Here is a 25,507-nt window from a genome sequence, read left to right on the forward strand (position 1 = left end):
CGGCACGGGCAGGAAAGCGGGAAGCGGTCAGCCCAGCGGCGTGACGGCCCCACGAGCCGCCGGCGTATCGAGCCAACGCTGCAGGATGCGGTAGGTATCCAGATCGAAGCGGCGCGCCGGCATCGCCTCGCGCAACGCAGCCAGCTCGGTCTCGTCGCAGACACTGCCGAGCAGGCACCAGCGGTCCACCACATGCACCGCGCTGCGGCCGGTATCGGCGTGATGTTCGCGGATCGCCACCGGACCGGACCACGGCCAGCGGCGCAGGCGCAGGCTCTCGAGCACCTTGAGCAGGCGCTCGTCGTGCGCCTGGGGGGACTCTTTGCCGCAGCAGATGCCGGCGCAGCGCTTCATCTGGTGCGCCATGCAGGCACCGTCGCCCCACGGCTCGGTGCCGATGCGACGCGGGCACAGCTTGTAGAGCGTGGCCAGCTCGCGCAATGCGTTGTCGGCTTCCTTCTTGTTGCGAAAGGCGCCGTACACCGCCCCCCAATCGGCCGGATCGGCCCCGTTGAGGGGTTCGCGGACCAGCACCGGACCGCGCTTGCGGGCCGGATCGAAGCGCAGCCCGAACACGGCGTCGGTCTCCCGCAGCTGGCGGTTCTCGGTGGGCTTGCGCTCCTTGACGAGGCGCGCCTCGAGCAGCAACGCCCCCAGCTCGCCGGCGGTGGGCAGCCATTCGACGCGGCGCACCTGCTGGGCGAGCTTGGCTTCCTTGCTGCTGCGGTGGTCGGCCGAGAAATGGCTCATCACCCGCGAGCGCAGACTGACGCTCTTGCCGATGTAGATCGGCAGCTCATTCTCGCCGAAGAAGAGGTACACGCCCGGGCACTCCGGCAGGCCTTCGAGCACGCCCTCGGGCAGGCCGACCGGCCGGCTCGGGGCCTTCATCGCCTTGGCCACCGCCATGCCGAGGATCTCGGGCGGAAATTCGTCGGCGACGATGCCGGCAAACTGCAGCAACGCCTCGGTGTCGCCCATCGCCCGGTGGCGCGCCGAGCAGGTGAGGCCGTGGCGGGCGATCAGCGCGTCGAGGCCGTGACGGTGGTGCTGCGGGTACAGCGCCCGCGACAGCTTGACGGTGCACAGCACCGGCGCGTCGAACCCCTCGCCGATGCGCGAGAACTCGTTCTTGATGAAGCCGTAGTCGAAGCGCGCGTTGTGGGCGACGAAAACGCAATCGGCGAGCAGGGCCCGCACGCCGTCGGCCAGCTCGGCGAAGGCCGGCGCGCCGGCCACCATCGCGTCGGTGATGCCGGTGAAGCTCTGGATCGTCGGCGGGATCGGCATGCCGGGGTTGACCAGGCTCGACCAGCGTTCGACGAGCCGCCCGTCCTCGACCCGCAGGATGGCGATTTCGGTGACCCGGTCTACGACCGGATTGGCGCCGGTGGTTTCGACGTCGATGAAGGCGAGTTTGGGCGCGAACACGGTGGGCGTGGAGCAGGAAGGATCGAACCCGTCGGCCGGCGTGAAACCGGCCCGTCCGGGGCGGCGGACCGTCGCGGGCCCGCCGCTGGCGGCCACCGGGACGGCACGCCGGGGCGAGCGGGACTCAGCCTTCGGTGGAGTAGGGATACGGCTTCTGGGCGACGCGGCCGACTGCGTACTGGCGATTGGTTTCTTCGTCCTGGGGACGGTCCCACCACAGGGCGCGGCCCTTCTTCTGCTCTTCGACCTGCTCCGGATGCTTGGCCATCCATTCGCGCATGAACTTGGTGTGCTCGGATTCGTACATTGCCATTGGTGATCTCCCTTTCAATCGGCGTGGATTCTAGCAGCGCAGGCACCCGGTCGCGGGGCCGGCGTCATTTCTGGTCGCCCCGCAGGCGAGTGATGCGCACCACCTCGGGGATGTTGCGGATACCCCGGATGACATTCGCGAGGTGCAGGCGGTGGGTGACCTGGACGGTGATGTAGAGCGTGGAATAGGCGCCCTGCTCGCCGTCGGTGGATACGTTCTGGATGTTGCAGTCCTGCTCGGCGATGGCGTTGGCGATCTTGGCGAGCACCCCGCGCACGTTCTGGGTGAGGAACTTGAGGGTGACGTCGAACAGGCGGTCGGTGGAGGGTTCCCACTCCACGTCGATCCAGCGATCGCGCTCGCTGCGCAGCTTGCGGGCCTGGGGGCAGTCGTGGAGGTGCACTTCGAGGCCCTGGCCCTTGCGGATGATGCCGACGATCGGGTCGCCCGGGATCGGCCGGCAACAGCGGGCGAGTTGCACCGCGACGCCTTCGGTGCCGCGGATCAGGATCGCCCCGGCGGGCTTGGGTTTGACCACGTCGGCGCGGCCGGATTCGACGTCCTGGATTTCGGCCAGACGCCGCGCGACGATGGCCGGCAGGCGTCGGCCGAGCCCGATGTCGGTCATCAGCTCGCGCCGGTTGGCGAGCGTGAATTCGCGCAGGAAACGGTCCCAGGCGAAGGTGCTGACCTGGCCCAGGGTGAGCCCGTGGGGCCGCAACGCCTGGTTGAGCAGGCGCTCACCGAGGGTCGACGCTTCTTCCTGCTGGGCGTTCTTGAGGAAATGGCGGATCTGCGCGCGGGCCTTGCCGGTGCGCACGTAGCCCAGCCAGGCCGGATTGGGGCTGGCGTGGGCGGCGGTAATGATCTCGATCTGATCGCCGTTGTGGAGCTCGGTGCGCAGCGGCATCAGCTCACCGTTGATGCGTCCGGCGACGCAGCGGTTGCCCACGTCGGTGTGCACCGCGTAGGCGAAGTCGACCACCGTGGCACCCCGCGGCAGCGCGAAAATCTTGCCCTTGGGCGTGAAGGCGTACACCTCGCCGGGAAAGAGATCGACCTTGACGTGCTCGAGGAATTCGCTGGAATCACCCGACGTGGATTGCAGTTCGAGCAGCGACTGCAGCCAGCTGTGCGTCTTGTGCTGCAGCTCGGTGAGGGTCTTCTCGTCTTCCTTGTAGAGCCAGTGGGAGGCCACGCCGCTCTCGGCCACGTGGTTCATCTCCGGCGTGCGGATCTGCACCTCGACCGGCGTGCCGAAGGGGCCGATCAGCGTGGTGTGGAGCGACTGGTAGCCGTTGGCCTTGGGGATCGCGATGTAATCCTTGAACTTGCCGGGCACCGGCTTGTAGAGGCCGTGCAGGGCGCCCAGGGCGCGGTAGCAGGTCTGCACGTCGGGGACGATGACGCGAAACCCGTAAATGTCGAGCACTTGCGAGAAGCTGAGGCGCTTCTCGCTCATCTTGCGGTAGATGCTGTACAGGTGCTTCTCGCGGCCACGCACTTCGGCCTCGATGTTCCACTGGGGCAGGCGCTCCTCGATGGCGGCGAGGATCTTGCCAACCACCTCTCGGCGGTTGCCCCGCGCGGCGAGGATGGCCTTCGAGAGCACCCGGAAGCGCATCGGGTGGCGGTGCTTGAAGGCGAGCTCCTGGAGCTCGCGGTAGATGCTGTTGAGACCCAGCCGGTTGGCGATGGGGGCGTGGATTTCCTGGGTTTCGCGGGCGATGCGGCGGCGCTTGTCGGGCCGCATGTGGTCGAGGGTCCGCATGTTGTGCAGACGGTCGGCCAGCTTGATGAGGATCACCCGCAGATCGCTGGCCATCGCCAGCAGCATCTTGCGGAAATTTTCGGCCTGGGCTTCTTCGTGAGACTGGAACTCGATCTTGTCGAGCTTGGAGACGCCATCGACGAGTTCGGCCGTGGTGCGTCCGAAGCGCTCGGCGATCTCGGCCTTGGTGATGTGGGTGTCCTCCATCACGTCGTGGAGGAGCGCGGCACACAGGGCCTGCGAATCCAGATGCCAGCCGGCGAGGATCTCGGCGACGGCGACGGGATGGGAGATGTAGGGTTCGCCGCTCTGGCGCCGCTGGCCCTGATGGGCGTCGGCGGAGAAGTGATATGCGGCTTCGATGCGGCCGACGTCCTCGGCGCGCAGGTAGGTGGCGACGAGCGCCCTCAGGCGACCGAAATCGAGGGGGAGGACGCTCGACGCGGGGGGCTGGGAAACGCCGCTACCATTGACGGGAACTGGGGCGGCGGATTCCATGACATCGCTCTCGGCGCGGGACGGGCGCTCAGGCCTGGCCGCGGTTGAGGACTTCGGTGCCCACCTTGCCGGCGGCAATCTCGCGCAGGGCGATCACCGTGGGCTTGTCCTTGTCGTGGCGGTCCAGATCAACCTGCGGGGTGGCACCGGCCGTCAGCTGACGGGCACGATAGGTGGCCGCCAGGGTCAGCTGGAAGCGGTTGGGGATTCTCTTCAGACAGTCGTCAACGGTTACACGGGCCATATTTGCCTCAATCCTGTTCCAGGTAATGGAAAAACTCCGGCTTGCGCGCCTCCTGGTTGGCGTAGCGCAGCCGCGATGCTCTCACCACCGCCACGAGATCTTCGACGGCGATGGGCAAGTCTTCGTTGATTATAACGTAGTCGAACTCGGCCACATGGCGCATCTCGCCACGCGCAGCCAGCACCCGTCGGGCGATCACGTCTTCCGAATCGGTGCCTCGGCCACGCAGGCGACGCTCCAGCTCCTCGACCGACGGCGGCAGGATGAACACGCCGACCGCCTTCGGAAACACCTTGCGCACCTGCTGGGCGCCCTGCCAGTCGATCTCGAGGAGGATGTCCTTGCCCTCGCGGATCTGCGCCTCGAGCCAGGCCTTCGAGGTGCCGTAATAATTGCTGTGGACCTCGGCCCACTCGAGGAATTCACCCTTGTCGCGCAGCGCACGGAAGGTCGGCACATCGACGAAATGGTAATGCTGGCCGTGGGCCTCGCCGGCGCGCGGGGCGCGAGTGGTGTATGAGACGGACAGCTTGACCAGCGGGTCGCGCGCCAGCAGGCCGCTGACCAGGGTGGTCTTGCCGGCGCCGGAGGGCGCGGTGACGATGAACAGGGTGCCGGGCATGGGCGATCCTTACTCGATGTTCTGGACCTGCTCGCGCATCTGCTCGATGGCCAGCTTGAGTTCGACGGCGATGGCGGTCATGTCGGCGGCCATCGCTTTGGAGCCGAGAGTGTTGGCCTCGCGGTTGAGTTCCTGCATCAGGAAATCCAGCCGCTTGCCGGCGGCGCCGCCGGCCTTGAGGATGCGCTCGACCTCGTCGAGGTGGGTCGACAGCCGCGACAGTTCCTCGGCCACATCGACGCGCTGGGCAAACAAGCCCACCTCGGTGCGGATCCGATCCTCGTCGAGCGTGGCGGCCGCATCGCGCAGACGGGTGGCGAGCTTTTCCTGGTATTCGGCGACCAGCCCGGGCACCCGCGGCGCGACCTTGGCGACGAGGTCACGCATGTGGGCGATGCGTCCGCGGATCATTTCGGCGAGTTTCTCGCCTTCGCGGCGGCGGGTGGCGACGAGCTCGTCGAGGGCTGCCGCGATCAGCGGCGCGATCTCCGGCTGCAGCGCCTCGAACGTGACACCGTCATCGGCCAGAATGCCGGGCCAGCGCAGGATTTCGGCCACCGAGAACGGCGCGGCCTGCGGCATGGCGCCCAGCACGGCGGCCTGGGCCGTTTTGAGCTGCCCCAACAGCATGTCGTTGATCGCCAGATCGCGAGGTGCGCTATCCTTCGCCTGCAGGTTGAAACGGCACTCGACCTTGCCGCGCCGCAGCCTGGCGGTGATCGCCTCGCGCAGCAGCGGTTCGGCCTGGCGCAAATCGTCGTTGATGCGGAAGGCGAGGTCGAGGTAGCGGGAATTGACGCTCCGCAGTTCGAGGTGCAAGGCCACGCGGCCCAGGTCCCGAACCTGGACGGCAAAGCCGGTCATGCTGTGAATCATCCTGTTTTTCCCGAGATAGCGCGGCAATCGAAGCTAAACTAGCGGCCCGACTGCCACCAAAAGACGAAGTGTAGCGCCCCGCCCGATGGCCACTCAACAGAACTGCGCCCTCCCGTCAGGTTTCCTCCTCGACCATTACCGGGTCGAGCGGCAACTGTCGCTGGGCGGCTTTTCGATCGTCTACCTGGCCTACGACCAGGACGGCACGCCCGTCGCCATCAAGGAATACCTGCCGAACTCCCTCGCCCTGCGCGCGGAGGGCGAAGTGACGCCCCATGTCACCGAGGCCCACCAGGGCGCCTTCCGCTACGGCATGAAGTGTTTCTTCGAGGAAGGCCGGGCGCTCGCCAAGCTGGTGCACCCCAACGTGGTGCGCGTGCTCAACTTCTTTCGCGCCAACGGCACCGTTTACATGGTGATGCAGTTCGAGCGCGGTCGCACCCTGCACGATTACGTCCAGAAGAACAAGGGCAACGTCCGCGAACGTTTCATCCGCGGGGTGTTCACGCGCATGCTCAACGGCCTGCGCGAAGTCCACGCCCACAAGCTGCTGCACCTGGACATCAAGCCGTCAAACATCTACCTGCGCAGCGACGGCACGCCGGTACTGCTCGACTTCGGTGCAGCCCGACAGACGCTGATGTCCGACACCCCGATCCTCAAGCCGATGTACACGCCCGGCTTCGCCTCGCCAGAGCAGTTTGCCAGCCGCGAAGCCCTCGGCCCGTGGAGCGACATCTACAGCGTCGGCGCCAGCATGTACGCCTGCCTGGCCGGCACCTCGCCCCAGCGCTCCGACGAGCGCATCAAGCACGACACCGTCGTCCCCGCCGCCAAGGCCTGGGCCGGCCAGTATTCACCGCATTTCCTTGCCACCATCGACTGGTGTCTGCAACTCGACCCGCTTAAACGGCCCCAGAGCTGCTTCGCCCTGCAAAAAGTCCTCGCCCAGCGCCATCGCGAGGCTCCGCCGCAGCAGAAGACCTGGCTCGAAGGGCTCGGCTCCCGACTAAAAACAATGATAGGCCGTTCATGAGATTCACCATTTTCCAGGAAAGCCGGGTTGGCAAACGACGCACCAACCAGGACCGGGTCGCCTACTCCTACACCCGCGACGCCTTGCTGATGGTGCTGGCCGACGGCATGGGCGGCCACCTTTACGGCGAAGTGGCCGCACAGATCTCGGTGCAGTTCATCGCCCAGTCCTTCCAGCAGGAGGCACGCCCGAAGGTCACCGACCCGGTGCTGTTCCTGTCGCGCGTGCTCAGCAACGCCCACCACGCGATCCTCGACTACGCCTTCGACAAGCACCTGGCCGACGTGCCGCGCACCACCATCGTCGCGTGCCTCATCCAGGAAGGCGTCGCCCACTGGGCCCACGCCGGCGATTCGCGCCTTTACATGATCCGCAAGGGCCGCCTGGCCGCCCAGACCCGCGACCACTCCCGCGTCCAGCTGATGCTCGATCAAGGCCTGCTCGATGCCGAAGCCGCCGCGGTGCACCCGGGCCGCAACCGCATCTTCAGCTGCCTGGGCGGCAACCATCCGCCGCAGATCGAGTTCTCCCGCGGCGTCTCGCTCGCCAACGGCGACGTCATCGCGATCTGTTCCGACGGCGTCTGGGGCCCCCTCGACCCGGACACCCTGGTCGGCACCCTGGCCGACGGCCGGGTCATGGAAAGCGTCCCCAAGCTCATGAACGAAGCCGAGCTCCTCGGCGGCCCCCAGTGCGACAACATGACCCTGATCGCCATGACCTGGCATGACGATCACCAGGAAGACATCCCCGACACCGTCTCCACCCGCACCATGCCCGCCGACGCCTACACCACCCAGATGGAAGGCTTCGGCCGCGGCAAGCGCGACCAGGAAGACCTCAGCGAAGACGAAATCGAACGCGCCATCCGCGAAATCAACGCAGCCATCCACAAATTCAAATGACCCAGCCCAACACCGCCTTCGCCCGCCCCAGCGGCCGCACGCCCGCCCAGCTTCGCCCGGTCCGCATCACTCGCGGCTTCACCCGCCACGCCGAGGGTTCGGTGCTCATCGAATTCGGCGACACCCGGGTGCTGTGCACCGCCAGCGTCGAGGAATCGGTGCCGCCCTTCCTGCGCGGCAAGGGCCAGGGTTGGTTGACCGCCGAGTACGGCATGCTGCCCCGCTCCACCCACACCCGCAGCGCGCGCGAAGCCGCCAAGGGCAAACAGAGCGGCCGCACCCAGGAAATCCAGCGTCTGATCGGCCGCAGCCTGCGCGCGGTGGTCGACATGACCGCCCTGGGCGAACGCCAGATCACCATCGACTGCGACGTGCTGCAGGCTGACGGCGGCACCCGCACCGCGTCGATCACCGGCGCCTGCATCGCCGTGCGCGAAGCCCTCGACGGCCTCGTCAAGGCCGGCAAGCTGCCCGCCAACCCGATGCGCGATTTCGTCGCGGCCATTTCGGTGGGCATTTACAAGGGCGTGCCGGTGCTCGATCTGGACTACCCCGAAGATTCCGACTGCGAAACCGACATGAACGTGGTGATGACCGGCAGCGGCGGCTTCGTCGAAGTCCAGGGCACCGCCGAGGGCACGCCCTTCTCCCGCGCCGAACTCGACGCCCTGCTGGAACTTGCCGGCGACGGCATAGCCCAACTGGTCATCGAACAGAAAAAGGCCCTCGGCATCGCCTGAGCGCCGGGAAGGAAGCCCGCCATGAAACAACTCGTCCTCGCCAGCGGCAACGCCGGCAAGCTGAAGGAGCTTTCCGCGCTGCTCGCACCCCTGGGCATCGAGGTGCTGCCGCAATCGGCGTTCAACGTCAGCGAAGCCGAGGAGCCGCATCCCAGCTTCATCGAGAACGCCATCGCCAAGGCCCGTCACGCCTCCCGCGCCACCGGCCTGCCGGCCCTGGCGGATGATTCGGGGTTGTGCGTGGACGCCCTCGGCGGCGCGCCCGGCGTGATCTCCGCGCGCTTCGCCGGCGAGCCCAAGTCCGACCAGCGCAACAATGCTCTGCTCCTGGAGCGCCTCGCAGGCCAGGCCGACCGCCGCGCCCGCTTCTACTGCGCGCTGGCCCTCGTCCGTCACGCCGACGATCCGCAGCCGCTCATCACCACTGGAGAATGGCACGGCGTGATCCTCGACGCTCCGCGCGGCCAGGCCGGCTTCGGTTACGACCCACTGTTCCTGGTGCCCGATCTCGAGCAGACCGCCGCCGAGATCCCGGCCGAACTCAAGAACGTCCTGTCCCACCGCGGCTCGGCCTTCCGCCAGCTGCTCGACAAGCTCCGCGCCGAAGCCGACTGACGCCCCGCATGTCCGAACCTCGCGTCATCCCGATCGCCGCCGCTCCCGCGCGGGCGGCGCAGTCTGCCGTCGGCGGCTGGGAATCCCGCCTCACCGCATCGCCGCCGCTGTCGCTGTACGTCCACTTTCCGTGGTGCGTGCGCAAGTGCCCTTACTGCGACTTCAACTCCCATGCGGTAAAAGATGAAGGCATCCCGGAGGCCGCCTATCTCGACGCCCTCGTCGCCGACCTGGAAGGCGCACTGCCGCAGATCTGGGGCCGGCGCGTGCACAGCATCTTCATCGGCGGCGGCACGCCAAGCCTGATGAGCCCCGAAGGGCTCGATCAGTTGATCACCGCGATCCGTATGCGCGTGCAGCTCGATCCGCTCGCCGAGATCACCCTCGAAGCCAATCCCGGCACCGTGGACGCGGGCCGCTTCAAGGCGTTTCGACAGGCCGGCGTCAATCGCCTGTCGGTAGGCATCCAGAGCTTCGACGAGCGCCATCTGAAAGCCCTCGGGCGCATCCACGGCCGCGCCGACGCCCTCGCTGCCGCCGAAGCCGCGCTCACCCACTTCGACGCCGTCAATCTCGATCTGATGTACGCCCTGCCCGGCCAGACCCTCACCGAGGCCGAGGCCGACCTCGCCATCGCTCTCGCCCTGGGGCCGACGCACCTGTCGTGCTACCACCTGACGCTGGAGCCCAACACCGCCTTCGCCGCCAATCCGCCGGAGGTGCCGGACCCGGACGCCTCGGCCGACATGCAGGATCTCGTCGAAGACCGCCTGGGCGAGGCGGGTTACGGCCATTACGAAACCTCGGCCTTCGCCAGGCCCAACCGCGAATGCCGCCACAACCTCAATTACTGGACGTTCGGCGATTACCTGGGCATCGGAGCGGGCGCCCACGGCAAGCTGTCGTCCCATGAAGGCATCGTCCGCGAAACCCGCCCGAAGCACCCGGTCGCCTACCTCGCCGCGTGCGACGACGGCAGCTTCGTGCAAGAGCGGCGCCAGATCACGGCCGCCGAGCTGCCCTTCGAGTTCATGATGAACGCCCTGCGACTCAACCGCGGCTTTCCACGACGGCTCTTCGCCGAGCGCACCGGGCTGCCTTTCGAGGCCGCCGAGGCAGGTCTGCTGAAAGCCCGCCAGCAAGGGCTCGTCGAGGTGGACGGCGAGACGATCCGACCCACCACGCGCGGGCGCCACTTCCTCAACGAACTGCTGATGCTGTTCCTCGCCGCCTGAACGGCCCGCCGCTCAGGCGCGGCTGGCCAGCAGGGTGCGCACTTCGTCCGAGACTTCCGCGGCGCAGCGTTCGTTGCCGGACGCCCGCTGGAGCATCGCGTGCAGACCCAGCAGCACGCGGTTACGCAACGTGCGCGGCACCTGCAACACCACGGCGCTACGCAGCGATCCGTTGGCGAACTGGCGCTTCACCTCGTTGTCCCCTGGCCTGAAATCCACGAAGCGGTAGCGCACATCGGCAAACAGGCGCTGGAAGGCCTGCAGGTGCACGATGCTGCCCGCCGACCACTGACGATAATCCGGTCGTTCGCCCGCGCACGCGTACTGCAGCGCCTCGCCATTCGCCTCGAGGCACAGGTAGGCCGCCGGCACCCCCTTGGCGAACAGCACGAAGCCATGCGCCGTGCCCTGCGCGGCCGCGCGCGCCAGGGAAGCGCCATCCGCGCTACCCCCGACCAGCGCCGCGTGACGCAGGAATTCGGCCATCTCGGCCGGGCTGCGGTAAATGCGCAGATCGAGCCCGCGCCCTTCGGCGACACCAAAGGTTTCGATGAAACGCGCCTCGTCCCGAGCAAACGACTCGCGGCTCTTGGCGGTAAAGCGCCCCTCGAGAAAACGGTCGTAGCAGCCCGTCCAGGCCAGGTAGTGCCAGACGTCGCGACTCAGGACGTAGGCAATGCGGTCATCGAGCACGGTGCAGGTGCGCCAGCCCTGATCGACCACGCCGCTGAGCAACTGACCATCGAGGCCGACGGGCAACGCCTGGGTCGTGAGTTCGCGCGCCTGGCCACCCAGGACGTCGGCAAGCGCCGCCTCATGTACGGCCAGCCGTAGCGAGGCGGAAAAAAGTCGCTTTCCACGGAAAATGAAGGGCAGCTGAAACCTTCTGCCTGTAGGGGGGGTCATGTAATTCTTTCGTAATAGCCGGAAAAGCCAAGAATAAGCACCTGCCAGCGTATGCGCCGGTCCGCATCTTTATTTCACACTTCCGGGATAGTACATACGCATCCGCGCGGAGACTACTTCAAAAAGGATTTCCGTGGCAATCCGTTAAATCCATCACGACGGCAAAAATCCGTTTGTGCTCACGTTGGGCAGCACTGGCCCGTCCAGCCCGCTTCCTGCACAATGCGGCAGCCCTCGACCCGCGCGCCGCGTACCCATGCAAGCCTCTTCCGCCACGGCCTCCCCGCTCATTCCCCACCCCGACGTCGCGGCGCTCGGACAGGTCTTCACACCCGAGCCGGTCGTGCGGGCGATGTTGCGTTTGCGCCACAACATCGGGCGGGTACTCGAACCGTCCTGCGGCGACGGCGCCTTCCTGCGCGAACTCCACCACGCGGTCGGCATCGAGCTGGATGCCCGCCACAGCCCGCCGGGCGCCCTCAACATCGACTTCTTCGCCTACCCCGAGAGCGAACAGTTCGACACCGTGATCGGCAACCCGCCCTACGTGCGCTATCAGGACATCGCCCCCGGCACCCGCGCCCTGCTGCGGCGCGACGGCTTCGACCGGCGCAGCAACCTGTACCTGTTCTTCATCGAGAAGTGCGTGCGTCACCTGCGCCCGGGCGGCGAGCTGATCTTCATCACCCCGCGGGATTTCCTCAAATCCACCAGCGCGCGCGCCCTCAACCGGTGGCTGCACGAACGTGGCACCATCACCCACGCCATCGAACTGGGCGACGCCCGGGTGTTCGCCGACGCCCTGCCCAATTGCCTGATCTGGCGCTACGAGCTCGGCGAGCTCGGCCACCGCACCGCCTGGGCGCACATCGGCCAGGGCGACGATCTCGCCCACGCCCTCGAACACCCCCACTGGCAGCGCCGCCACTTTCTCGAAAGCGCCGGACACCTGCTGTTCTCCCACGGCGAATACGGCCTCAGCCTGTCGGACGTGGCGAGCGTCAAGGTGGGCGCGGTGTCGGGCCTCGACGCGATCTACGCCAGCGACAGCGCCGGCAACCGGGATTTCGTCACCTCCGCCACCGCCCGCACCGGTCAGACCCGCCGGATGATCTGGTGTGCCCCCGGCGAGCCGGCCCCCGCCGCGCTGCTCGCCCACCGCGACGCGCTGATCGCCCGGCGCATCCGGCGCTTCGACGACAGCAACTGGTGGCAGTGGGGCCGCGGCTATCCGCAGACCGACGCCCCACGGGTCTACGTGAACACCAAGACGCGCCGCGCCCAGCCGTTCTTCGTGCATCCGTGCCCCAACTTCGACGGCGCGGTGATGGGTGTCTTCCCCCATCGCCAGGACGTGGACCTGGACGCCTTCCGCGACGCCCTCAACGCCGTCGACTGGGCCGACCTGGGCTTCGTCTGCGACGGGCGCTACCTGTTCGCCCAGCGCAGCCTCGAAAACGCCCCGCTACCCGACAGCTTCCGACGCTTCCTGCCGCCCGCCGACTGACGCGCACCGCCGCGGGGCGCGCCGGACGGATGGTGTAACATCCGACCAGAACAATCACGGGCCGCGCGGGTCCACGGTGCGTCCCGCGCCGTCGCCAGTCCGACGCAGCGCCTTCCGAGAACAGTCCGCGAGGTTTCCATGGTCCCCCATCTCACCACCGCGCTCACCGGCCCCCTGCTGGAGCTGGAGAAGCACTTCCTCGACAACGCCTGTGCCATCGAGCGCTGGATGCGCACCCAATGGCAGGAGCACCTGCCGCCGTTCTACGGCTCCACCGACCTACGCAATTCGGGCTTCAAGCTCGCCCCGGTGGATCTCAACCTCTTCCCCGGCGGCTTCAACAACCTCAACGACGCCTTCCTGCCCCTGTGCGTGCAGGCCGCCCAGGCCGCCATCGAGCGGATCTGCGTCGGCGCCCGCTCGATCCTGCTGGTGCCCGAGAACCACACCCGCAACCAGTTCTACCTGCAGAACGTGGCCAAGCTGGTGTCGATCCTGCGCCTCACCGGCCTCGAGGTGCGTCTCGGCAGCCTGCTGCCCGAGATCACCGAACCCACCGTCGTCGAGCTCGCCAACGGCGCAACCCTCACGCTGGAGCCCCTGCTGCGCAACGGCCGCCGCCTCGGCCTGAAAGATTTCGACCCCTGCGCGGTGCTCCTCAACAACGACCTCTCCGCCGGGGTACCTGCGCTGATGCAGGATCTGCACGACCAGTGGGTGATTCCGCCCGTGCACGCCGGCTGGCACACCCGCCGCAAGTCCAACCACGCCGCCGCCTACGACCGCGTGACGCGCGATTTCTGCGCCGAGATCGGCATCGACCCGTGGCGCATCAACCCCGCCTTCGACACCTGCTCGGGCCTCGATTTCCATGCCCGCACCGGCGAACAGGAGCTGGCCGACAAGGTTTCGAAGATGCTCGCCGACATCCGCGCCAAGTACCAGGAATACGGCGTCGAGGACGAGCCCTTCGTGGTCGTCAAGGCCGACGCCGGCACCTATGGCATGGGCGTCATGACGGTCAAGGACGCCGCCGAACTGATCGGCCTGAACCGCAAGCAGCGCAACAAGATGAGCGTGGTGAAGGAAGGCCTCGAGGTCCACGACGTCATCATCCAGGAAGGCGTGCACACCTTCGAGACCCTCAACGGCGCCGTCGCCGAGCCGGTCGTCTACATGATGGACCACTACGTGGTGGGCGGCTTCTACCGCGTCCACACCCAGCGCGGCCGCGACGAGAACCTCAACGCCCCCGGCATGCACTTCGAACCCCTGGCCTTCGAGGCGCCGTGCAGCCTGCCCGACTGCAACCAGGAGCCCGATGCCGCGCCCAACCGCTTCTACGCCTATGGCGTCGTCGCCCGCCTGGCCCTGCTCGCCGCCTCGGTCGAGATCGAGGAGACCGAACCGCAGCTCCTCGAAGAAGCCACCGCCTGACGGAAGCACCCGATGAAATTCGCCTTCATCCTCGACCCCCTCGACAATCTCAAGGCCTACAAGGATTCCAGCATCGCCATGATGCGGGCCGCCGCCCGCCGCGGCCACGAGATCTTCGCCATCCAGCGCGAGGCGCTGATGTGGGAAGGTGGCGTGGTCTCGGCCCGCAGCCTGCCCATCGGCGTGTCGGATTTCGACCACGCCTGGTACGCGCCCAGCGGCGCCGAGGCGGTGATGCCCCTCACCGACTTCGACGCGGTGCTGATGCGCCAGGATCCGCCCTTCGACTTCGAATACGTCACCGCCACCTGGCTGCTCGAACGTGCCCAGCAGGCCGGCGCGCGCATCTTCAACCACCCGCGGGGGGTCCGCGACCACTCCGAGAAGCTCGCCATCACCGAGTTCCCGCAGTTCACCCCGGCCACCCGGGTGGCCCGCGCCGCCGCCGACATCAACGCCTTCATCGACGCCCACGGCGACACCATCCTCAAGCCCCTCGACGGCATGGGCGGCAGCCAGATCTTCCGCGTGCGCGCCGACGACCCGAACCGCAACGTCATCATCGAGACCCTCACCCAGGACGAACGCCGCACCATCATGGCCCAGGCCTACCTGCCGGCCATCTCGGGCGGCGACAAGCGGGTGCTCATCATCGGCGGGCAGGTCATCCCGTTCTCGCTGGCGCGCATCCCGATGGCCGGCGAGACCCGCGGCAACCTCGCCGCCGGCGGCCGTGGCGTGGCCATGCCGCTGACCGACGGCGAACGCGCCATCGCCGAATACCTCGCGCCCATCCTGTGGTCGCGCGGGCTGCTCATCGTCGGCCTCGACGTCATCGGTGACCGCCTCACCGAGATCAACGTCACCAGCCCCACCTGCATGGTCGAGATCACCGACCAGACCGGCTTCGACGTGCCCGGCGCGGTGATCGACGCCCTCGAGGCCGCGTGCGCCTGACCTCCGTCCGACGCACCGCAGGCTGGCTGGCCGCCCTTGCCCTGACCGCGGGGCTGCTCGCCGGCTGCAGCCGGGAGCGCTTGTACCAGCAGGAATCCTACGTCTTCGGCACCCGCGTCGAGGTGCTCACCTGGGACGCATCCGAAGACAAATCCCGCACCGCGATCGCCGAGGTGCTGCGCGAGTTCGATCGCCTGCACCGGGCCTACCACGCCTGGGAGCCGTCCGAGCTCACCCGTCTCAACGCCGCCATCGCCGCCGGCCAGCAGCGCATTCCGGTGTCGCCCGAGCTCGCCGCAATGCTCACCGACGCCAAGGCCATCGCCGCCACCGGCGACGAACTGTTCGACCCGGCCCTGGGCAAGCTCATCGCCCTGTGGGGCTTTCACACCGACACCTTCGTGCCGGTGCGGCCCGACCCGGCCACCCTCGCCGAGCTGGTGCGCGCCCACCCGACGATGGCTGACCTCACCATCGAGAACGGCACGGTCTCCAGCCGCAACCCGGCCGTTCAGCTCGACCTGGGCGGCTACGGCAAGGGCTATGCGCTCGACCGCGCCGCCGCCATCCTCAAGGCCCACGGCGTCGCCAACGCCCTCGTCAACATCGGCGGCAACGTGCTGGCGCTGGGCAGCAAGGGCGACCAGCCCTGGCGCGTCGGCATCCAGCACCCGCGCGAACCGCGCCCGCTCGCCACCCTGCCCCTGCGCGACGGCGAGGCCATCGGCACCTCCGGCGACTACCAGCGCTACTTCGAGCTCGACGGCGAGCGCTACTGCCACCTCCTCGACCCGCGCAGCGGTCGCCCGGCAAAGGGCACCCAGGCGGTCACCGTGCTGGTCACCCCGCGCCCGCCCGGTACCACCCAGGCCGGCACGCTGTCGGACGCCGCCAGCAAGCCCGTCTACCTCGGCGGCCCTGCGTGGCGCGACTACGCCCACCGCTTCGGCATCGAACATGCCCTGCGGGTGGACGCCGACGGCCGGGTGGAAGTCACCCGCGCCCTGCAGGGCCGCCTGCAGTTCGGCGACGACGTCAAACCCAGCCTCGTCGTGAACTGACACAATTCCTCCTGCTTATTTCGACTTGCCGCACGCGCGGCATTCGTTAGAATGGGCTGGATGATCGGAATCCTTCTGATAACCCACGGCAGCCTCGGCGAGTCGCTCATCCAGTGCGCCTGCCATGTGCTGAACCGCCGACCGCCGCAGCTCCTGCAGCTCGGCATGGCCGGACAGGACGATCCCCTTGACGCACTGCCCCTCGCCCGGCGCCTGCTCGGGCTGGTGGACGACGGCAGTGGCGTACTGATCCTCACCGACATCATCGGCGCCACTCCCGCCAACACCGCCGCCAAGCTCCTCGAGCCAGGGCGCATCGAAGGCGTGGCGGGCGTCAATCTGCCGATGTTGCTGCGCACGATCACCTATCGCGAACGAAACATCGACGTACTGCTCAAAAAAGCCATCGCCGGCGCCTGCGAAGGCGTCGCACACATGAAGCAAGCAAAACAATAACAATCCACCGAGGAAGGGAAGACCACAGCAATGCCACGCCAGGAAGCCAACATCATCAACAAGCTGGGCCTGCACGCCCGTGCCTCCGCCAAGCTCACCCAGGTCGCCAGCGCCTACGCCTGCGACGTGTGGCTCGAGCGTAATGGCAAGCGGGTCAACGCCAAGAGCATCATGGGCGTCATGATGCTGGCCGCCGCCAAGGGCAGCACCATCGTCATCGACACCGACGGCAGCGATGCCGATCAGGCCATGACCGCCCTGCAGGCGCTGATCGCCGACAAGTTCGGCGAAGGCGAGTAAGCACCCTCGCAGCACGCCGGGGCGTGGCGGCATCGGGTCGCCGCCGCCCGTCCAAGGCTCCCCACGGCAGTCCGGCCCGCCAGCCGGCCGCGCGACCCGCCCACTCGCTTAGGGCCCCGCCATGAGCTTCACCGTCCACGGTCTCGCCGTTTCCCAGGGCATCGCCATCGGCCACGCCCATCTGGTTTCCCATGCGCTGCTCGAGGTCGCCCACTTCACCGTGGCCCCCAAGCACGTGGAGGCGGAAGTCACCCGCCTGCGCAACGCCGTCGCCGAGGTCAAGGCCGAACTGGCCGGACTCAAGGCCGCGGCGGGTTCCGCGCCGTCAGAAGTGGATGCCTTCCTGGGCATGCACATCATGTTCCTCGACGACCCGATGCTCATCGACGCCGCCGAAGCCCTGATCCGCAGCCGCCGCGCCAACGCCGAATGGGCGCTGGTGCAGCAGATGGAGCAGCTCGTCGAGCAGTTCGAGGCCATCGAGGACGCTTACCTGCGCGAGCGCAAGGCCGACGTGGTTCAGGTCGTCGAACGCGTCGTCAAGGTACTGCTGGGCCACCCCGGCCACCTGCCGCCCAAGCGCAAGGATGGCCTCGGCACCATCGTCGTCGCCCACGATCTCTCGCCGACCGACACCATCGGTTTCAAGGATCACGCCGTCGCCGGGTTCATCACCGACGCCGGCGGGCCCACCGGCCACACCGCGATCGTCGCCCGCAGCCTGTCGATCCCGGCGGTGGTGGCCCTGCGCCACATCCGCCACGTGGTCAAGGACGACGAGCTGATCATCATCGACGGCACCCGCGGCGTCGTCATCGTCGATCCCGACGAGCGGGTGCTCGAGGAATACCGCCTGCGCAAGGCCGCCGTCGAGCTCGAACGCTCCAAGCTCAAGCGTCTCAAGTCCACCCGCGCCGCCACGCTGGACGGCGAGGAAGTCCAGATCCTCGCCAACATCGAGCTGCCCCCCGACGCCCTCCAGGCCAAGGGCGTGGAGGCCGACGGCGTGGGCTTGTTCCGCACCGAGTTCCTGTTCATGAGCCGCGACAGCTGGCCCGACGAGGACGAGCAGTTCGAGGCCTACAAAGCCGTCGTCAAGACCATGGCCGGCAAGCCGGTCACGGTGCGCACCCTCGACGTGGGCGCCGACAAGGAACTCGAAGGCGCCACCCGCCAGGAAGACAATCCGGCCCTGGGCCTGCGGGCGATCCGCTACTGCCTGGCCGAGCCCAAGATGTTCCTCACCCAGCTGCGGGCCCTGCTGCGGGCCAGCCACTTCGGCAAGCTCAAGATCCTGATCCCGATGCTTGCCAGCAGCCACGAGATCGACCAGACCCTGATCCTCCTCGACAAGGCCAAGGCCCAACTGCGCGAGCGCAAGATCAAGTTCGACGAATCGGTGCCGGTGGGCGGCATGATCGAAGTGCCCGCCGCCGTCCTGTGCCTGGGCGCCTTCACCAAGCGCCTGCAGTTCCTGTCGATCGGCACCAACGACCTGATCCAGTACACCCTCGCCATCGACCGCGGCAACGAGGCCGTCGCCCACCTCTACAACCCGCTCCACCCGGCCGTGCTGCGGCTGATCCACCAGACCATCCAGAGCGGCGCCAAGGCCGGCGTGCCGGTGTCGGTGTGCGGCGAGATGGCCGGCGATCCGGACTACGCGCGGCTGCTGATCGGCATGGGGCTGCGCCAGTTCTCGATGCATCCGGCGCAGATCCTCGAAGTCAAGCAGGCCATCCTGCGCGCCGACGCCACCGACCTGACGCCCAAGGTCCAGCGTCTGCTCAAGCTCGACGAGCCCGACCGGGTGCGCGAGGCGGTGGAAAAACTGTAGGCCCCGCGATGCCCACCCGGTGTTTGACTTGCGCGGCGTCCCCGCGCTACTCTTTCCACTCAGCGCCGATTTGAACCCTTCAGCTTGCGGGCGCTTTAAAAGTACGGCTAAAGCGACGGCAGCCCAGTCCGCGACCGTTCGCCGGCTGGGTTTTTCCGTTTTTGGACGATCGAACGATGCAAGAACACTCCGTCGCACAATCGGTTGGTCTGGTCGTGCCCCAGCGGGCCCACTTCAGCGCGCCGCTGCCCCTCAAGAGCGGCGGCGTGCTGCCCGAATACGACCTGGTCTATGAAACCTACGGCACCCTCAACGCCGCCCGCAGCAACGCGGTGCTGGTGTGCCACGCCCTGTCCGGCTCCCACCACGTGGCCGGCGAGCACGCCGACGGCAGCGTCGGCTGGTGGGACAACCTGGTCGGCCCCGGCAAGCCCCTCGACACCAACCGGTTCTTCGTGATCGGCGTGAACAACCTGGGCGGCTGTTACGGCAGCTCCGGCCCCAACAGCACCAACCCGGCCACCGGCAAGCCGTGGGGCGCCGATTTTCCGTTCGTCACCGTCGAAGACTGGGTCGACGCCCAGGCCCGCCTGGCGGATCGCCTCGGCATCGAGCGCTTTGCCGCGGTGGTCGGCGGCAGCCTCGGCGGCATGCAGGCGCTCTCCTGGACGCTGCAATACCCCGACCGGGTCGCCCACGCGCTGGTGATCGCCTCGGCGCCCAAGCTCACCGCCCAGAACATCGCCTTCAACGAAGTGGCCCGTCAGGCGATTTTGAAGGACCCGGAATTCCACGCCGGCCACTACTACGAGCACGGCGTGGTGCCCACCCGCGGCCTCGCGCTGGCGCGCATGATCGGCCACATCACCTATCTGTCCGACGACGCCATGGGCCAGAAATTCGGCCGCGCGCTGCGCCACGACAAGCCGGTGTTCAGCTACGACGTGGAATTCGAGATCGAGTCCTACCTGCGCTATCAGGGCGACAAGTTCGCCGGCTTCTTCGACGCCAACACCTACCTGCTCACCACCAAGGCGCTGGATTACTACGACCCCGCCTTCGACTACGACGGCGATCTGGTGGCCGCACTGGGCCGCGCCAAGGCCGATTACCTGGTGGTGTCCTTCACCACCGACTGGCGCTTCGCCCCGTCGCGCAGCCGCGAGATCGTCTACGCCCTGATGCACAGCGACCGCCGCGTGAGCTACGCCGAGATCGACTGCCCCGCCGGGCACGACTCCTTCCTCCTTGACGACCCGCAATACCACGCCGTGCTGCGGGCCTACATCGACAACATCCGCATCTGAGGACGGCCACGATGAGCTTCCACCGCTTCGACTACGACGTCATCGCCAACTGGATCGAGCCGGGCGAACGCGTCCTCGACCTCGGCTGCGGCGACGGCAGCCTGCTGCGCTACCTCGGCGACGTGCGCCGGGTGCGCGGCTACGGCGTCGAGAACAGCCCCGAGCGCGTCCTCGCCTGCGCGAAGAACGGCGTCAACGTCATCCAGATCGACATGGAGCAAGGCCTCGCCGGCTTCGACGACGGCTTCTTCGACCACGTCATCATGAGCCTGTCGCTGCAGGCCATGCACAACACCCAGGGCATCCTGAAGGAGATGCTGCGGGTCGGCCACGAGGCCGTCGTCAGCTTCCCCAACTTCGCCTACTGGCGCCACCGCCAGTCGATCCTCAACGGGCGCATGCCGGTATCGAAGAACCTGCCCTACCAGTGGTACGACACGCCCAACGTGCGCTTCTTCACCATCGCCGACTTCGATGCCCTGTGCGAGCAGGAAGGCGTCGCGATCCGCGAGCGGCTGGCCTTCGACGAGGACAAGGTGATCGTCGAGGAGCCCAACTTCCTCGCCAGCGTCGCCCTCTACCGCCTCGCCCGCGCCGACGAAGCCCGCTGACCATCCCCCGCCGACCTTTCCGCCCTTCCCGGAGACCACCATGCCCACGCCGCAACCCGGCATCCTGCTGCCCCTCCCGCCCCTCTCCCGCTACCTCGTCTTCGCCCTCGAACCGGACACCGACGTCGCCGCCGGCCTCAAGGCGCTGCAGGACGTCGTCGACGGCGAACGCACCGTCGCCGGCATCGGCCAGGCCCCGCTCTCTGCAGTCGGCAAGAAGGCCGCCGGTCTCAAGCCCTTCCCGCCGCTCGCCGGCCCCGGCATCGACATCCCCTCGACGCCCGCCGCCCTGTGGCTGTGGCTGCGCGGCGAAGATCGCGGCGAACTGCTCAACCGCAGCCGCCACCTCGTCGCCGCCCTCGCCCCCGCCTTCGCGCTGCAGGAAGCCTGGGACGGTTTCAAGCACGACAGCGGCCGCGACCTCACCGGCTACGAAGACGGCACCGAGAACCCCACTGGCGAGGCCGCGCTCGCCGCCGCCCACTCCGCCGACGGCGCCAGCCTCGTCGCGGTGCAGCGCTGGGTGCACGACTTCCGTCGCTACGAGGCCATGCAGCCCGAGGAATGCGACGACTGCATCGGCCGCCGCCGCAGCGACAACGAGGAACTCGACGACGCCCCGGAATCCGCCCACGTCAAGCGCACCGCTCAGGAGAGCTTCAGCCCCGAGGCCTTCCTCGTGCGCCGCTCGATGCCCTGGGCCGACGGCATGGCCGGCGGCCTGATGTTCGTCGCCTTCGGCCACAGCCTCGACGCCTTCCAGGCCCAGATGCGCCGCATGGTCGGGCTCGAGGATGGCATCGTGGACGCCCTTTTCCGCTTTACCCGGCCGGTGTCCGGCGCCTACTTCTGGTGTCCTCCCCTCGAAGGCGGCAAGCTCCGGCTCCCCCTCTGAGGCCGAGGCCACACCGTCCCGCCGCCATGACCGACGCCCCGTCCCCCACCACCGAATGGCAGATCTGGTTCGACGGCGCGGCCCTGCCCAATCCCGGCCGCATCGGGCTCGGCGTGGTGCTGCGGGGTCCGGCCGGCGAGCGGGCGGACTTCTCGGGCCTGGCCGGCACGACCGGCTGCAACAACGAGGCCGAGCTACGCGCCCTCGGCAAGGCCCTCGACATGGCCGGCGCATCGGGCGCCCGTCACCTGCTGATCCGCGGCGACAGCGACTTTGCGGTGCGCCACCTGCGCGGCGAAGCCCGCACCGCGGTGGCACACCTGGATCGACTGATCGGACAACTGCAGGTGCGCCTGGCCGCGTTCGCGTCGGTCCGCCTGGAATGGATTCCGCGCCACCGCAACCCCGACGCCGACCGGCTCTCCCGCGCCGCCCTCGGCCTGCCCGACAAGCCGGCGCTACGCCCCGTCTCGCGGCGCCGCCGGCGCTAGTTCGAGCGACAGCAGCCGTGCCGCCACGAGGCCATTGACCAGTCCGAACAGCGTGGCCGCCAGCGCGAACACCGGCACCAGGTAGAACACCCCGTCGTGGGGCACCAGCCACAGGCGCGCCACCACCAGCTGGCCGCCGATGTGGGCAAAAGCCGCCAGCACGCTCTGGCTCACCGACCCGAACCAGCGGCGCGGCAGATGCATCGCCGCCCCCAGCACGGCAAGGCTGGCGACCCCGCCGGCCAGGCTCAGGAAGAACCCCGGGGCGAGGAACTGCCCCAGCACCAGACTGCCCACCAGCACCCGCAAGAGCGCCACCCACGCCGCCTCGCGCCAGCCCCAGCGGGCCAGCACCACCAGGGTCACGATGTTGGCGAGACCGGGCTTGACGCCCGGCAAGGGCAGCGGAATCGCCGCCTCGGCCACCGTCAGCACGATGGCCGCCGCGGCATGGCGCGCCACCCGGTGGTCGTCGGCGGTGGGGACGAGCCGCAGCTCAGTAGTTGAGGGAGTCATAGTCGGCCCGCTGCCCCGAAAGGGCCAGGCTCACCTGGTTGGGGGCGCAGATCGCCACCGCGCCGGCACTGGCCAGCCAGCCCTGGCGCACGCAGTATTGGCGCGGCCCCGGATCGCTCGCGACGCGGGCGCGGCCCGGCGCCACTTCGATGCGGGTGATGCCGAGCGGCCCGGGCACATCGACGATCCGCGGCGCGGTGAGCGCCACCTCGGCGAACACTTTGCCACCGGCCTTGATAATCGCCTTGTCGGGGCGCCCACCCTGCCACAGGTGCAACGCCGCGCCGACGCTGAACATCAGCGCGGCCGCCAGCACGCCGAGGTCGCCCACCCGGAGATGGGCCGCCCAGGCCGCCAGCCAGCGCCGCGCCGCGCCGAGGCCAGTCATCTCAGGTCTTGAACGAACGGTGGCGCACCAGCACCCGGGCCGATTCGCGGAACCGCTCGGCGAGCTTCTCGGCGATGTAGACCGAGCGGTGCTGGCCGCCGGTGCACCCGATGGCGACGGTGAGATAGCTGCGGTTGTCGTTGACGTACGAGGGCAGCCACTGGGCAACGAAACGGAAGATGTCGTCGGCCATCTGCCCGACCTCCGGCACCCGCTCGAGGAAATCGATCACCGGTTGATCGCGCCCGGTGAGCGGCCGCAGCACCGGGTCGTAGTACGGGTTGGGCAGGCAGCGCACATCGAACACCAGATCGGCGTCCATCGGAATGCCATGCTTGAAGCCGAAGGACTGGAACAGCAGCGTGATCTGGTCGCCCGCCTCGAGGCGCATGAAGCTCTTGACCCAGTTGCGCAGGGTGTTGGCCGACAGGTCGCTGGTGTCGATGCGGTGGCCGAGCTCGGAAATCAGCGCCAGCGCCTCGCGCTCGCGGGCGATCGCCTCGGCGAGGGTCACGGCGTCGTCCCCCAGCGGATGGCGACGGCGGGTCTCCGAGAAGCGGGCGATCAGGGTGTCGTCGCGGGCGTCGAGGAACAGGAAGCGCACGTCGCCGATCATCGCCCGCAGCGCCTCGACCTGCTGGGGCAGGGCCGCGATGCTGGCGCCGGAACGCACATCCACCGCCACCGCGATGCGCTGGTAGCCGGCACCCCGCAGGTGGGTGACGAGTTGCGGCAGCAGCGCCGAGGGCAGGTTGTCGACGACGTAGTGGCCGCAGTCCTCCATCACGTTGAGGGCGACGCTCTTGCCGGAGCCGGACAGACCGCTGATCAGAACGAGTTGCATGGGGGTGACCTGAATGGGGAAAACCGCGGACGCGATGATCGCGCTTGGGGCCGAGACAAAATGTCGCAGCTTTTTTTGGAAAAGCATAAACAAAGTCTGATCGGCGAACTATCGGGATTTCCACAAAAAGATACGTTTTTGTTAAATCATGTCGCGAACAGGCATTCTTCACGGCGACAGGCCACGCCGGCGCGAACGAGTTCGTCGACCAGCCAGCCCGCCAGCGCATCCGGCGCGAGCCCGAGGAAGCGTCGGTTGGCTTCGCGGTACAGGGGCACCGTGTCGAGATAGGCCGGCAAGGTGTCGAGGGCGACCTCGCGGCGCTCGAGGAGCATGAAGGTGAAACAGGCGCGAATGGCGTTGCGGGCCATCCGCGCGCCGTCCTGCTCGAAGTAGTCGAGGCGCCGGAACGCGGCGGCAAGCGCTTCGTCCACCTCGACGAAGGGGGCGCCGTGGCCGGGGATCACGCAGCGCAGCGACAGGCGGCCGATGGCCTCGAGGGTCGCCCGCGCGGCGGCCAGCCCGGCACCGCTGCCGATCACCTCGGCGAACAGGATGCCGAAGCCGTCGCGCCACAGGGCATCGCCGGAAATCAGCAGCCCGGCGTCGGGCGCGTGGAAGACCAGCGCGTCCATGTCGTGGCCCGGCGCGGCCAGGGTACGCCATTCGAGTCCGCCCATCGGCAAGGTTTCGCCGGGCACCAGGGCGTGATCGGCCGCGAAGGCTTCAGCCTGCTGGGCGGCGGCCGTCAGCAGCAGCGCGTCCTCGTCCCAGGCGGCCACTGCGGCAGCGATGCCGTGGGGTACGCCGATCCGACAGCCGAAGGCACGCTGCACCGCGGCGTTGCCACCGATGTGGTCCGCGTGGGAATGGGTGTTGAGCAGGCTCACCAGACGCCGGCGGCCAAGCGCCTCGCGCAGCAGCGCGACGGTGTGGGCGGCGTGAGTGACGTAGCCGCTGTCGATCAGGGTCGCGACGTCGCCGTCGAACAACAGGATGTTGTTGGCCGACAGCCAGCCGCGCTCCAGCACCTGGATGCCGGGCGGCAGCATCGCGCCCTCAGTCGGTGGCGCGAGCCTGTCCGTCGGCGGCAGGCGGCAGGCTTTCGGTGACGGCGTCGCTACCCACCGGGTCGGAATCGGTCTCGCCGAAGATCTCGTCGGCACTGCGACCGCAGCCGATGCAGTAGCCGTCCTGGATCTCGCAGACACCGATGCAGGGGTTGTCGTCGCCCATGGGTGGCGCCGTCACGCGCGGGCGGGCTGACGGCCCGCGGCGGGTTGGGCGGTCGTCTTGCGACGGGCGACCTCGGCGAGGATCTCGCGTTTGCGCGCGTCGTCGGCGCGGCTCCAGTCGGTGATTTCGGGGATGCTGCGGAAACAGCCTTCGCAGTAGCCGCTGGCCGGGTCGATGCGGCAGACGGAGGTGCAGGGGGATTGGATACTCATGGGGCGCTGTCGGTGAGGGTGCCCAGCGCTCGTCGGCGCCGGGTCGGAATGGTCCCCTCAAGCTTAGCCGGCCTTGGTCCGCCGCGCCAGTACCGCCCGCGCCACCTTCGAGGCCGGCACGCGGCCCAGGCGTTCGCTGATCCAGCCGGCGGTATCCACCAGCCGCTCCAGGTCCACCCCGGTCTCGATGCCCAGCCCGTCGAGCAGGTACACCACGTCCTCGGTGGCCACGTTGCCCGAGGCGCCGGCCGCGTAGGGGC

Annotated in this window: 29 protein-coding genes and 1 pseudogene; 16 read left to right on the top strand and 14 right to left on the bottom strand. The window is 68.2% G+C overall.

Going from position 1 to position 25,507, the window contains the following annotated elements:
• Positions 1 to 27 precede the first annotated feature (27 nt).
• The 6 genes from ACE3P2_RS00215 to ACE3P2_RS00240 form a co-directional block, all read right to left on the bottom strand.
• Positions 28 to 1,431 (bottom strand): exonuclease domain-containing protein, encoded by a 1,404-nt coding sequence (locus ACE3P2_RS00215; protein ID WP_374259501.1) that lies wholly within the window; start codon positions 1,429 to 1,431, stop codon positions 28 to 30.
• 124 nt (positions 1,432 to 1,555) lie between these two features.
• Entirely contained in the window at positions 1,556 to 1,744 is a 189-nt protein-coding gene (locus ACE3P2_RS00220) for a DUF3460 family protein (protein ID WP_374259504.1), read from the bottom strand.
• A gap of 64 nt (positions 1,745 to 1,808) precedes the next feature.
• On the bottom strand, positions 1,809 to 4,013 hold the full coding sequence (locus tag ACE3P2_RS00225; RefSeq protein ID WP_374259507.1) for a bifunctional (p)ppGpp synthetase/guanosine-3',5'-bis(diphosphate) 3'-pyrophosphohydrolase: 2,205 nt from the start codon (positions 4,011 to 4,013) through the stop codon (positions 1,809 to 1,811).
• 28 nt (positions 4,014 to 4,041) lie between these two features.
• On the bottom strand, positions 4,042 to 4,257 hold the full coding sequence (gene rpoZ / locus ACE3P2_RS00230) for a DNA-directed RNA polymerase subunit omega (protein WP_079434420.1): 216 nt from the start codon (positions 4,255 to 4,257) through the stop codon (positions 4,042 to 4,044).
• A 7-nt stretch (positions 4,258 to 4,264) separates the two neighbouring features.
• A complete protein-coding gene (gene gmk / locus ACE3P2_RS00235) occupies positions 4,265 to 4,879 on the bottom strand; it encodes a guanylate kinase (protein WP_374259510.1) in 615 nt (204 codons plus the stop codon).
• A gap of 9 nt (positions 4,880 to 4,888) precedes the next feature.
• On the bottom strand, positions 4,889 to 5,755 hold the full coding sequence (locus ACE3P2_RS00240) for a YicC/YloC family endoribonuclease (protein WP_374259513.1): 867 nt from the start codon (positions 5,753 to 5,755) through the stop codon (positions 4,889 to 4,891).
• 85 nt (positions 5,756 to 5,840) lie between these two features.
• Between ACE3P2_RS00240 and ACE3P2_RS00245 the strand changes: the two genes are divergently transcribed.
• The 5 genes from ACE3P2_RS00245 to hemW are packed head-to-tail and all read left to right on the top strand — an operon-like array spanning position 5,841 to position 10,286.
• Positions 5,841 to 6,791, top strand: coding sequence for a serine/threonine protein kinase (locus ACE3P2_RS00245; RefSeq protein WP_374259517.1), 951 nt, complete (start codon positions 5,841 to 5,843; stop codon positions 6,789 to 6,791).
• Positions 6,788 to 7,696, top strand: a complete 909-nt coding sequence (locus ACE3P2_RS00250) for a PP2C family serine/threonine-protein phosphatase (RefSeq protein ID WP_374259518.1) — start codon at positions 6,788 to 6,790, stop codon at positions 7,694 to 7,696. The genes ACE3P2_RS00245 and ACE3P2_RS00250 overlap by 4 nt, the downstream gene beginning before the upstream one ends.
• The gene (rph, locus tag ACE3P2_RS00255; protein ID WP_374259521.1) at positions 7,693 to 8,436 is read left to right on the top strand and encodes a ribonuclease PH; all 744 of its coding nucleotides are present in this window, start codon (positions 7,693 to 7,695) and stop codon (positions 8,434 to 8,436) included. The genes ACE3P2_RS00250 and rph overlap by 4 nt, the downstream gene beginning before the upstream one ends.
• A 21-nt stretch (positions 8,437 to 8,457) precedes the next feature.
• Positions 8,458 to 9,051 (top strand): RdgB/HAM1 family non-canonical purine NTP pyrophosphatase, encoded by a 594-nt coding sequence (gene rdgB, locus ACE3P2_RS00260; RefSeq protein ID WP_374259523.1) that lies wholly within the window; start codon positions 8,458 to 8,460, stop codon positions 9,049 to 9,051.
• A gap of 8 nt (positions 9,052 to 9,059) precedes the next feature.
• A complete protein-coding gene (gene hemW, locus ACE3P2_RS00265; RefSeq protein WP_374259525.1) occupies positions 9,060 to 10,286 on the top strand; it encodes a radical SAM family heme chaperone HemW in 1,227 nt (408 codons plus the stop codon).
• A gap of 12 nt (positions 10,287 to 10,298) precedes the next feature.
• Here hemW and ACE3P2_RS00270 read toward each other — a convergent pair whose 3' ends face one another.
• The gene (locus ACE3P2_RS00270) at positions 10,299 to 11,192 is read right to left on the bottom strand and encodes a GNAT family N-acetyltransferase (protein WP_374259528.1); all 894 of its coding nucleotides are present in this window, start codon (positions 11,190 to 11,192) and stop codon (positions 10,299 to 10,301) included.
• A gap of 256 nt (positions 11,193 to 11,448) precedes the next feature.
• Here ACE3P2_RS00270 and ACE3P2_RS00275 point away from each other — a divergent pair, with 256 nt between their 5' ends.
• The 11 genes from ACE3P2_RS00275 to ACE3P2_RS00325 all read left to right on the top strand — a co-directional run bounded on the left by ACE3P2_RS00275 (position 11,449) and on the right by ACE3P2_RS00325 (position 22,051).
• Entirely contained in the window at positions 11,449 to 12,699 is a 1,251-nt protein-coding gene (locus ACE3P2_RS00275) for an Eco57I restriction-modification methylase domain-containing protein (protein ID WP_374259530.1), read from the top strand.
• 138 nt (positions 12,700 to 12,837) lie between these two features.
• Positions 12,838 to 14,136: a glutamate--cysteine ligase gene (gene gshA / locus ACE3P2_RS00280; RefSeq protein ID WP_374259532.1), complete on the top strand. Its 1,299-nt coding sequence runs from the start codon at positions 12,838 to 12,840 to the stop codon at positions 14,134 to 14,136.
• 12 nt (positions 14,137 to 14,148) lie between these two features.
• Positions 14,149 to 15,093: a glutathione synthase gene (gene gshB, locus ACE3P2_RS00285; protein WP_374259535.1), complete on the top strand. Its 945-nt coding sequence runs from the start codon at positions 14,149 to 14,151 to the stop codon at positions 15,091 to 15,093.
• A complete protein-coding gene (locus ACE3P2_RS00290) occupies positions 15,090 to 16,154 on the top strand; it encodes an FAD:protein FMN transferase (RefSeq protein ID WP_374259575.1) in 1,065 nt (354 codons plus the stop codon). Before gshB ends, ACE3P2_RS00290 begins: the two co-directional genes overlap by 4 nt.
• Positions 16,155 to 16,214: 60 nt before the next feature.
• A complete protein-coding gene (locus ACE3P2_RS00295) occupies positions 16,215 to 16,610 on the top strand; it encodes a PTS sugar transporter subunit IIA (RefSeq protein ID WP_374259538.1) in 396 nt (131 codons plus the stop codon).
• Between the two features lie 30 nt (positions 16,611 to 16,640).
• Positions 16,641 to 16,910 carry an HPr family phosphocarrier protein gene (locus ACE3P2_RS00300; RefSeq protein ID WP_374259541.1) on the top strand — a complete coding sequence of 90 codons (270 nt, stop codon included), beginning with the start codon at positions 16,641 to 16,643 and terminating at the stop codon, positions 16,908 to 16,910.
• A gap of 121 nt (positions 16,911 to 17,031) precedes the next feature.
• Positions 17,032 to 18,747 (top strand): phosphoenolpyruvate--protein phosphotransferase, encoded by a 1,716-nt coding sequence (gene ptsP / locus ACE3P2_RS00305; RefSeq protein ID WP_374259544.1) that lies wholly within the window; start codon positions 17,032 to 17,034, stop codon positions 18,745 to 18,747.
• 176 nt (positions 18,748 to 18,923) lie between these two features.
• Positions 18,924 to 20,054, top strand: coding sequence for a homoserine O-acetyltransferase (locus tag ACE3P2_RS00310; RefSeq protein ID WP_374259547.1), 1,131 nt, complete (start codon positions 18,924 to 18,926; stop codon positions 20,052 to 20,054).
• 11 nt (positions 20,055 to 20,065) lie between these two features.
• Positions 20,066 to 20,665, top strand: a complete 600-nt coding sequence (metW, locus tag ACE3P2_RS00315) for a methionine biosynthesis protein MetW (RefSeq protein WP_374259549.1) — start codon at positions 20,066 to 20,068, stop codon at positions 20,663 to 20,665.
• Between the two features lie 40 nt (positions 20,666 to 20,705).
• Positions 20,706 to 21,560: a Dyp-type peroxidase gene (locus ACE3P2_RS00320; protein ID WP_374259551.1), complete on the top strand. Its 855-nt coding sequence runs from the start codon at positions 20,706 to 20,708 to the stop codon at positions 21,558 to 21,560.
• A 26-nt stretch (positions 21,561 to 21,586) separates the two neighbouring features.
• Positions 21,587 to 22,051, top strand: a complete 465-nt coding sequence (locus ACE3P2_RS00325; RefSeq protein WP_374259553.1) for a ribonuclease HI family protein — start codon at positions 21,587 to 21,589, stop codon at positions 22,049 to 22,051.
• Here the strand turns inward: ACE3P2_RS00325 and ACE3P2_RS00330 are convergent.
• From ACE3P2_RS00330 to ACE3P2_RS00360, 7 genes and pseudogenes are all read right to left on the bottom strand, one after another.
• A complete protein-coding gene (locus ACE3P2_RS00330) occupies positions 22,019 to 22,567 on the bottom strand; it encodes a Gx transporter family protein (RefSeq protein WP_374259556.1) in 549 nt (182 codons plus the stop codon). The genes ACE3P2_RS00325 and ACE3P2_RS00330 overlap by 33 nt on opposite strands.
• Positions 22,548 to 22,955: a NusG domain II-containing protein gene (locus ACE3P2_RS00335; RefSeq protein ID WP_374259559.1), complete on the bottom strand. Its 408-nt coding sequence runs from the start codon at positions 22,953 to 22,955 to the stop codon at positions 22,548 to 22,550. Before ACE3P2_RS00335 ends, ACE3P2_RS00330 begins: the two co-directional genes overlap by 20 nt.
• A gap of 1 nt (position 22,956) precedes the next feature.
• Entirely contained in the window at positions 22,957 to 23,799 is an 843-nt protein-coding gene (rapZ, locus tag ACE3P2_RS00340; RefSeq protein WP_374259561.1) for an RNase adapter RapZ, read from the bottom strand.
• Positions 23,800 to 23,945: 146 nt separating this feature from the next.
• A complete protein-coding gene (locus tag ACE3P2_RS00345; protein WP_374259563.1) occupies positions 23,946 to 24,851 on the bottom strand; it encodes an MBL fold metallo-hydrolase in 906 nt (301 codons plus the stop codon).
• 7 nt (positions 24,852 to 24,858) lie between these two features.
• Positions 24,859 to 25,035: a DUF1289 domain-containing protein gene (locus tag ACE3P2_RS00350; RefSeq protein ID WP_374259565.1), complete on the bottom strand. Its 177-nt coding sequence runs from the start codon at positions 25,033 to 25,035 to the stop codon at positions 24,859 to 24,861.
• Between the two features lie 11 nt (positions 25,036 to 25,046).
• A complete protein-coding gene (locus ACE3P2_RS00355; protein ID WP_374259567.1) occupies positions 25,047 to 25,247 on the bottom strand; it encodes a DUF1289 domain-containing protein in 201 nt (66 codons plus the stop codon).
• 63 nt (positions 25,248 to 25,310) lie between these two features.
• Positions 25,311 to 25,507, bottom strand: a pseudogene (locus ACE3P2_RS00360) (hydroxymethylglutaryl-CoA lyase); the annotation flags it as partial.

This window comes from Zoogloea sp. (genome assembly GCF_041911615.1).
In the GTDB taxonomy this organism is placed as follows: domain Bacteria; phylum Pseudomonadota; class Gammaproteobacteria; order Burkholderiales; family Rhodocyclaceae; genus Zoogloea.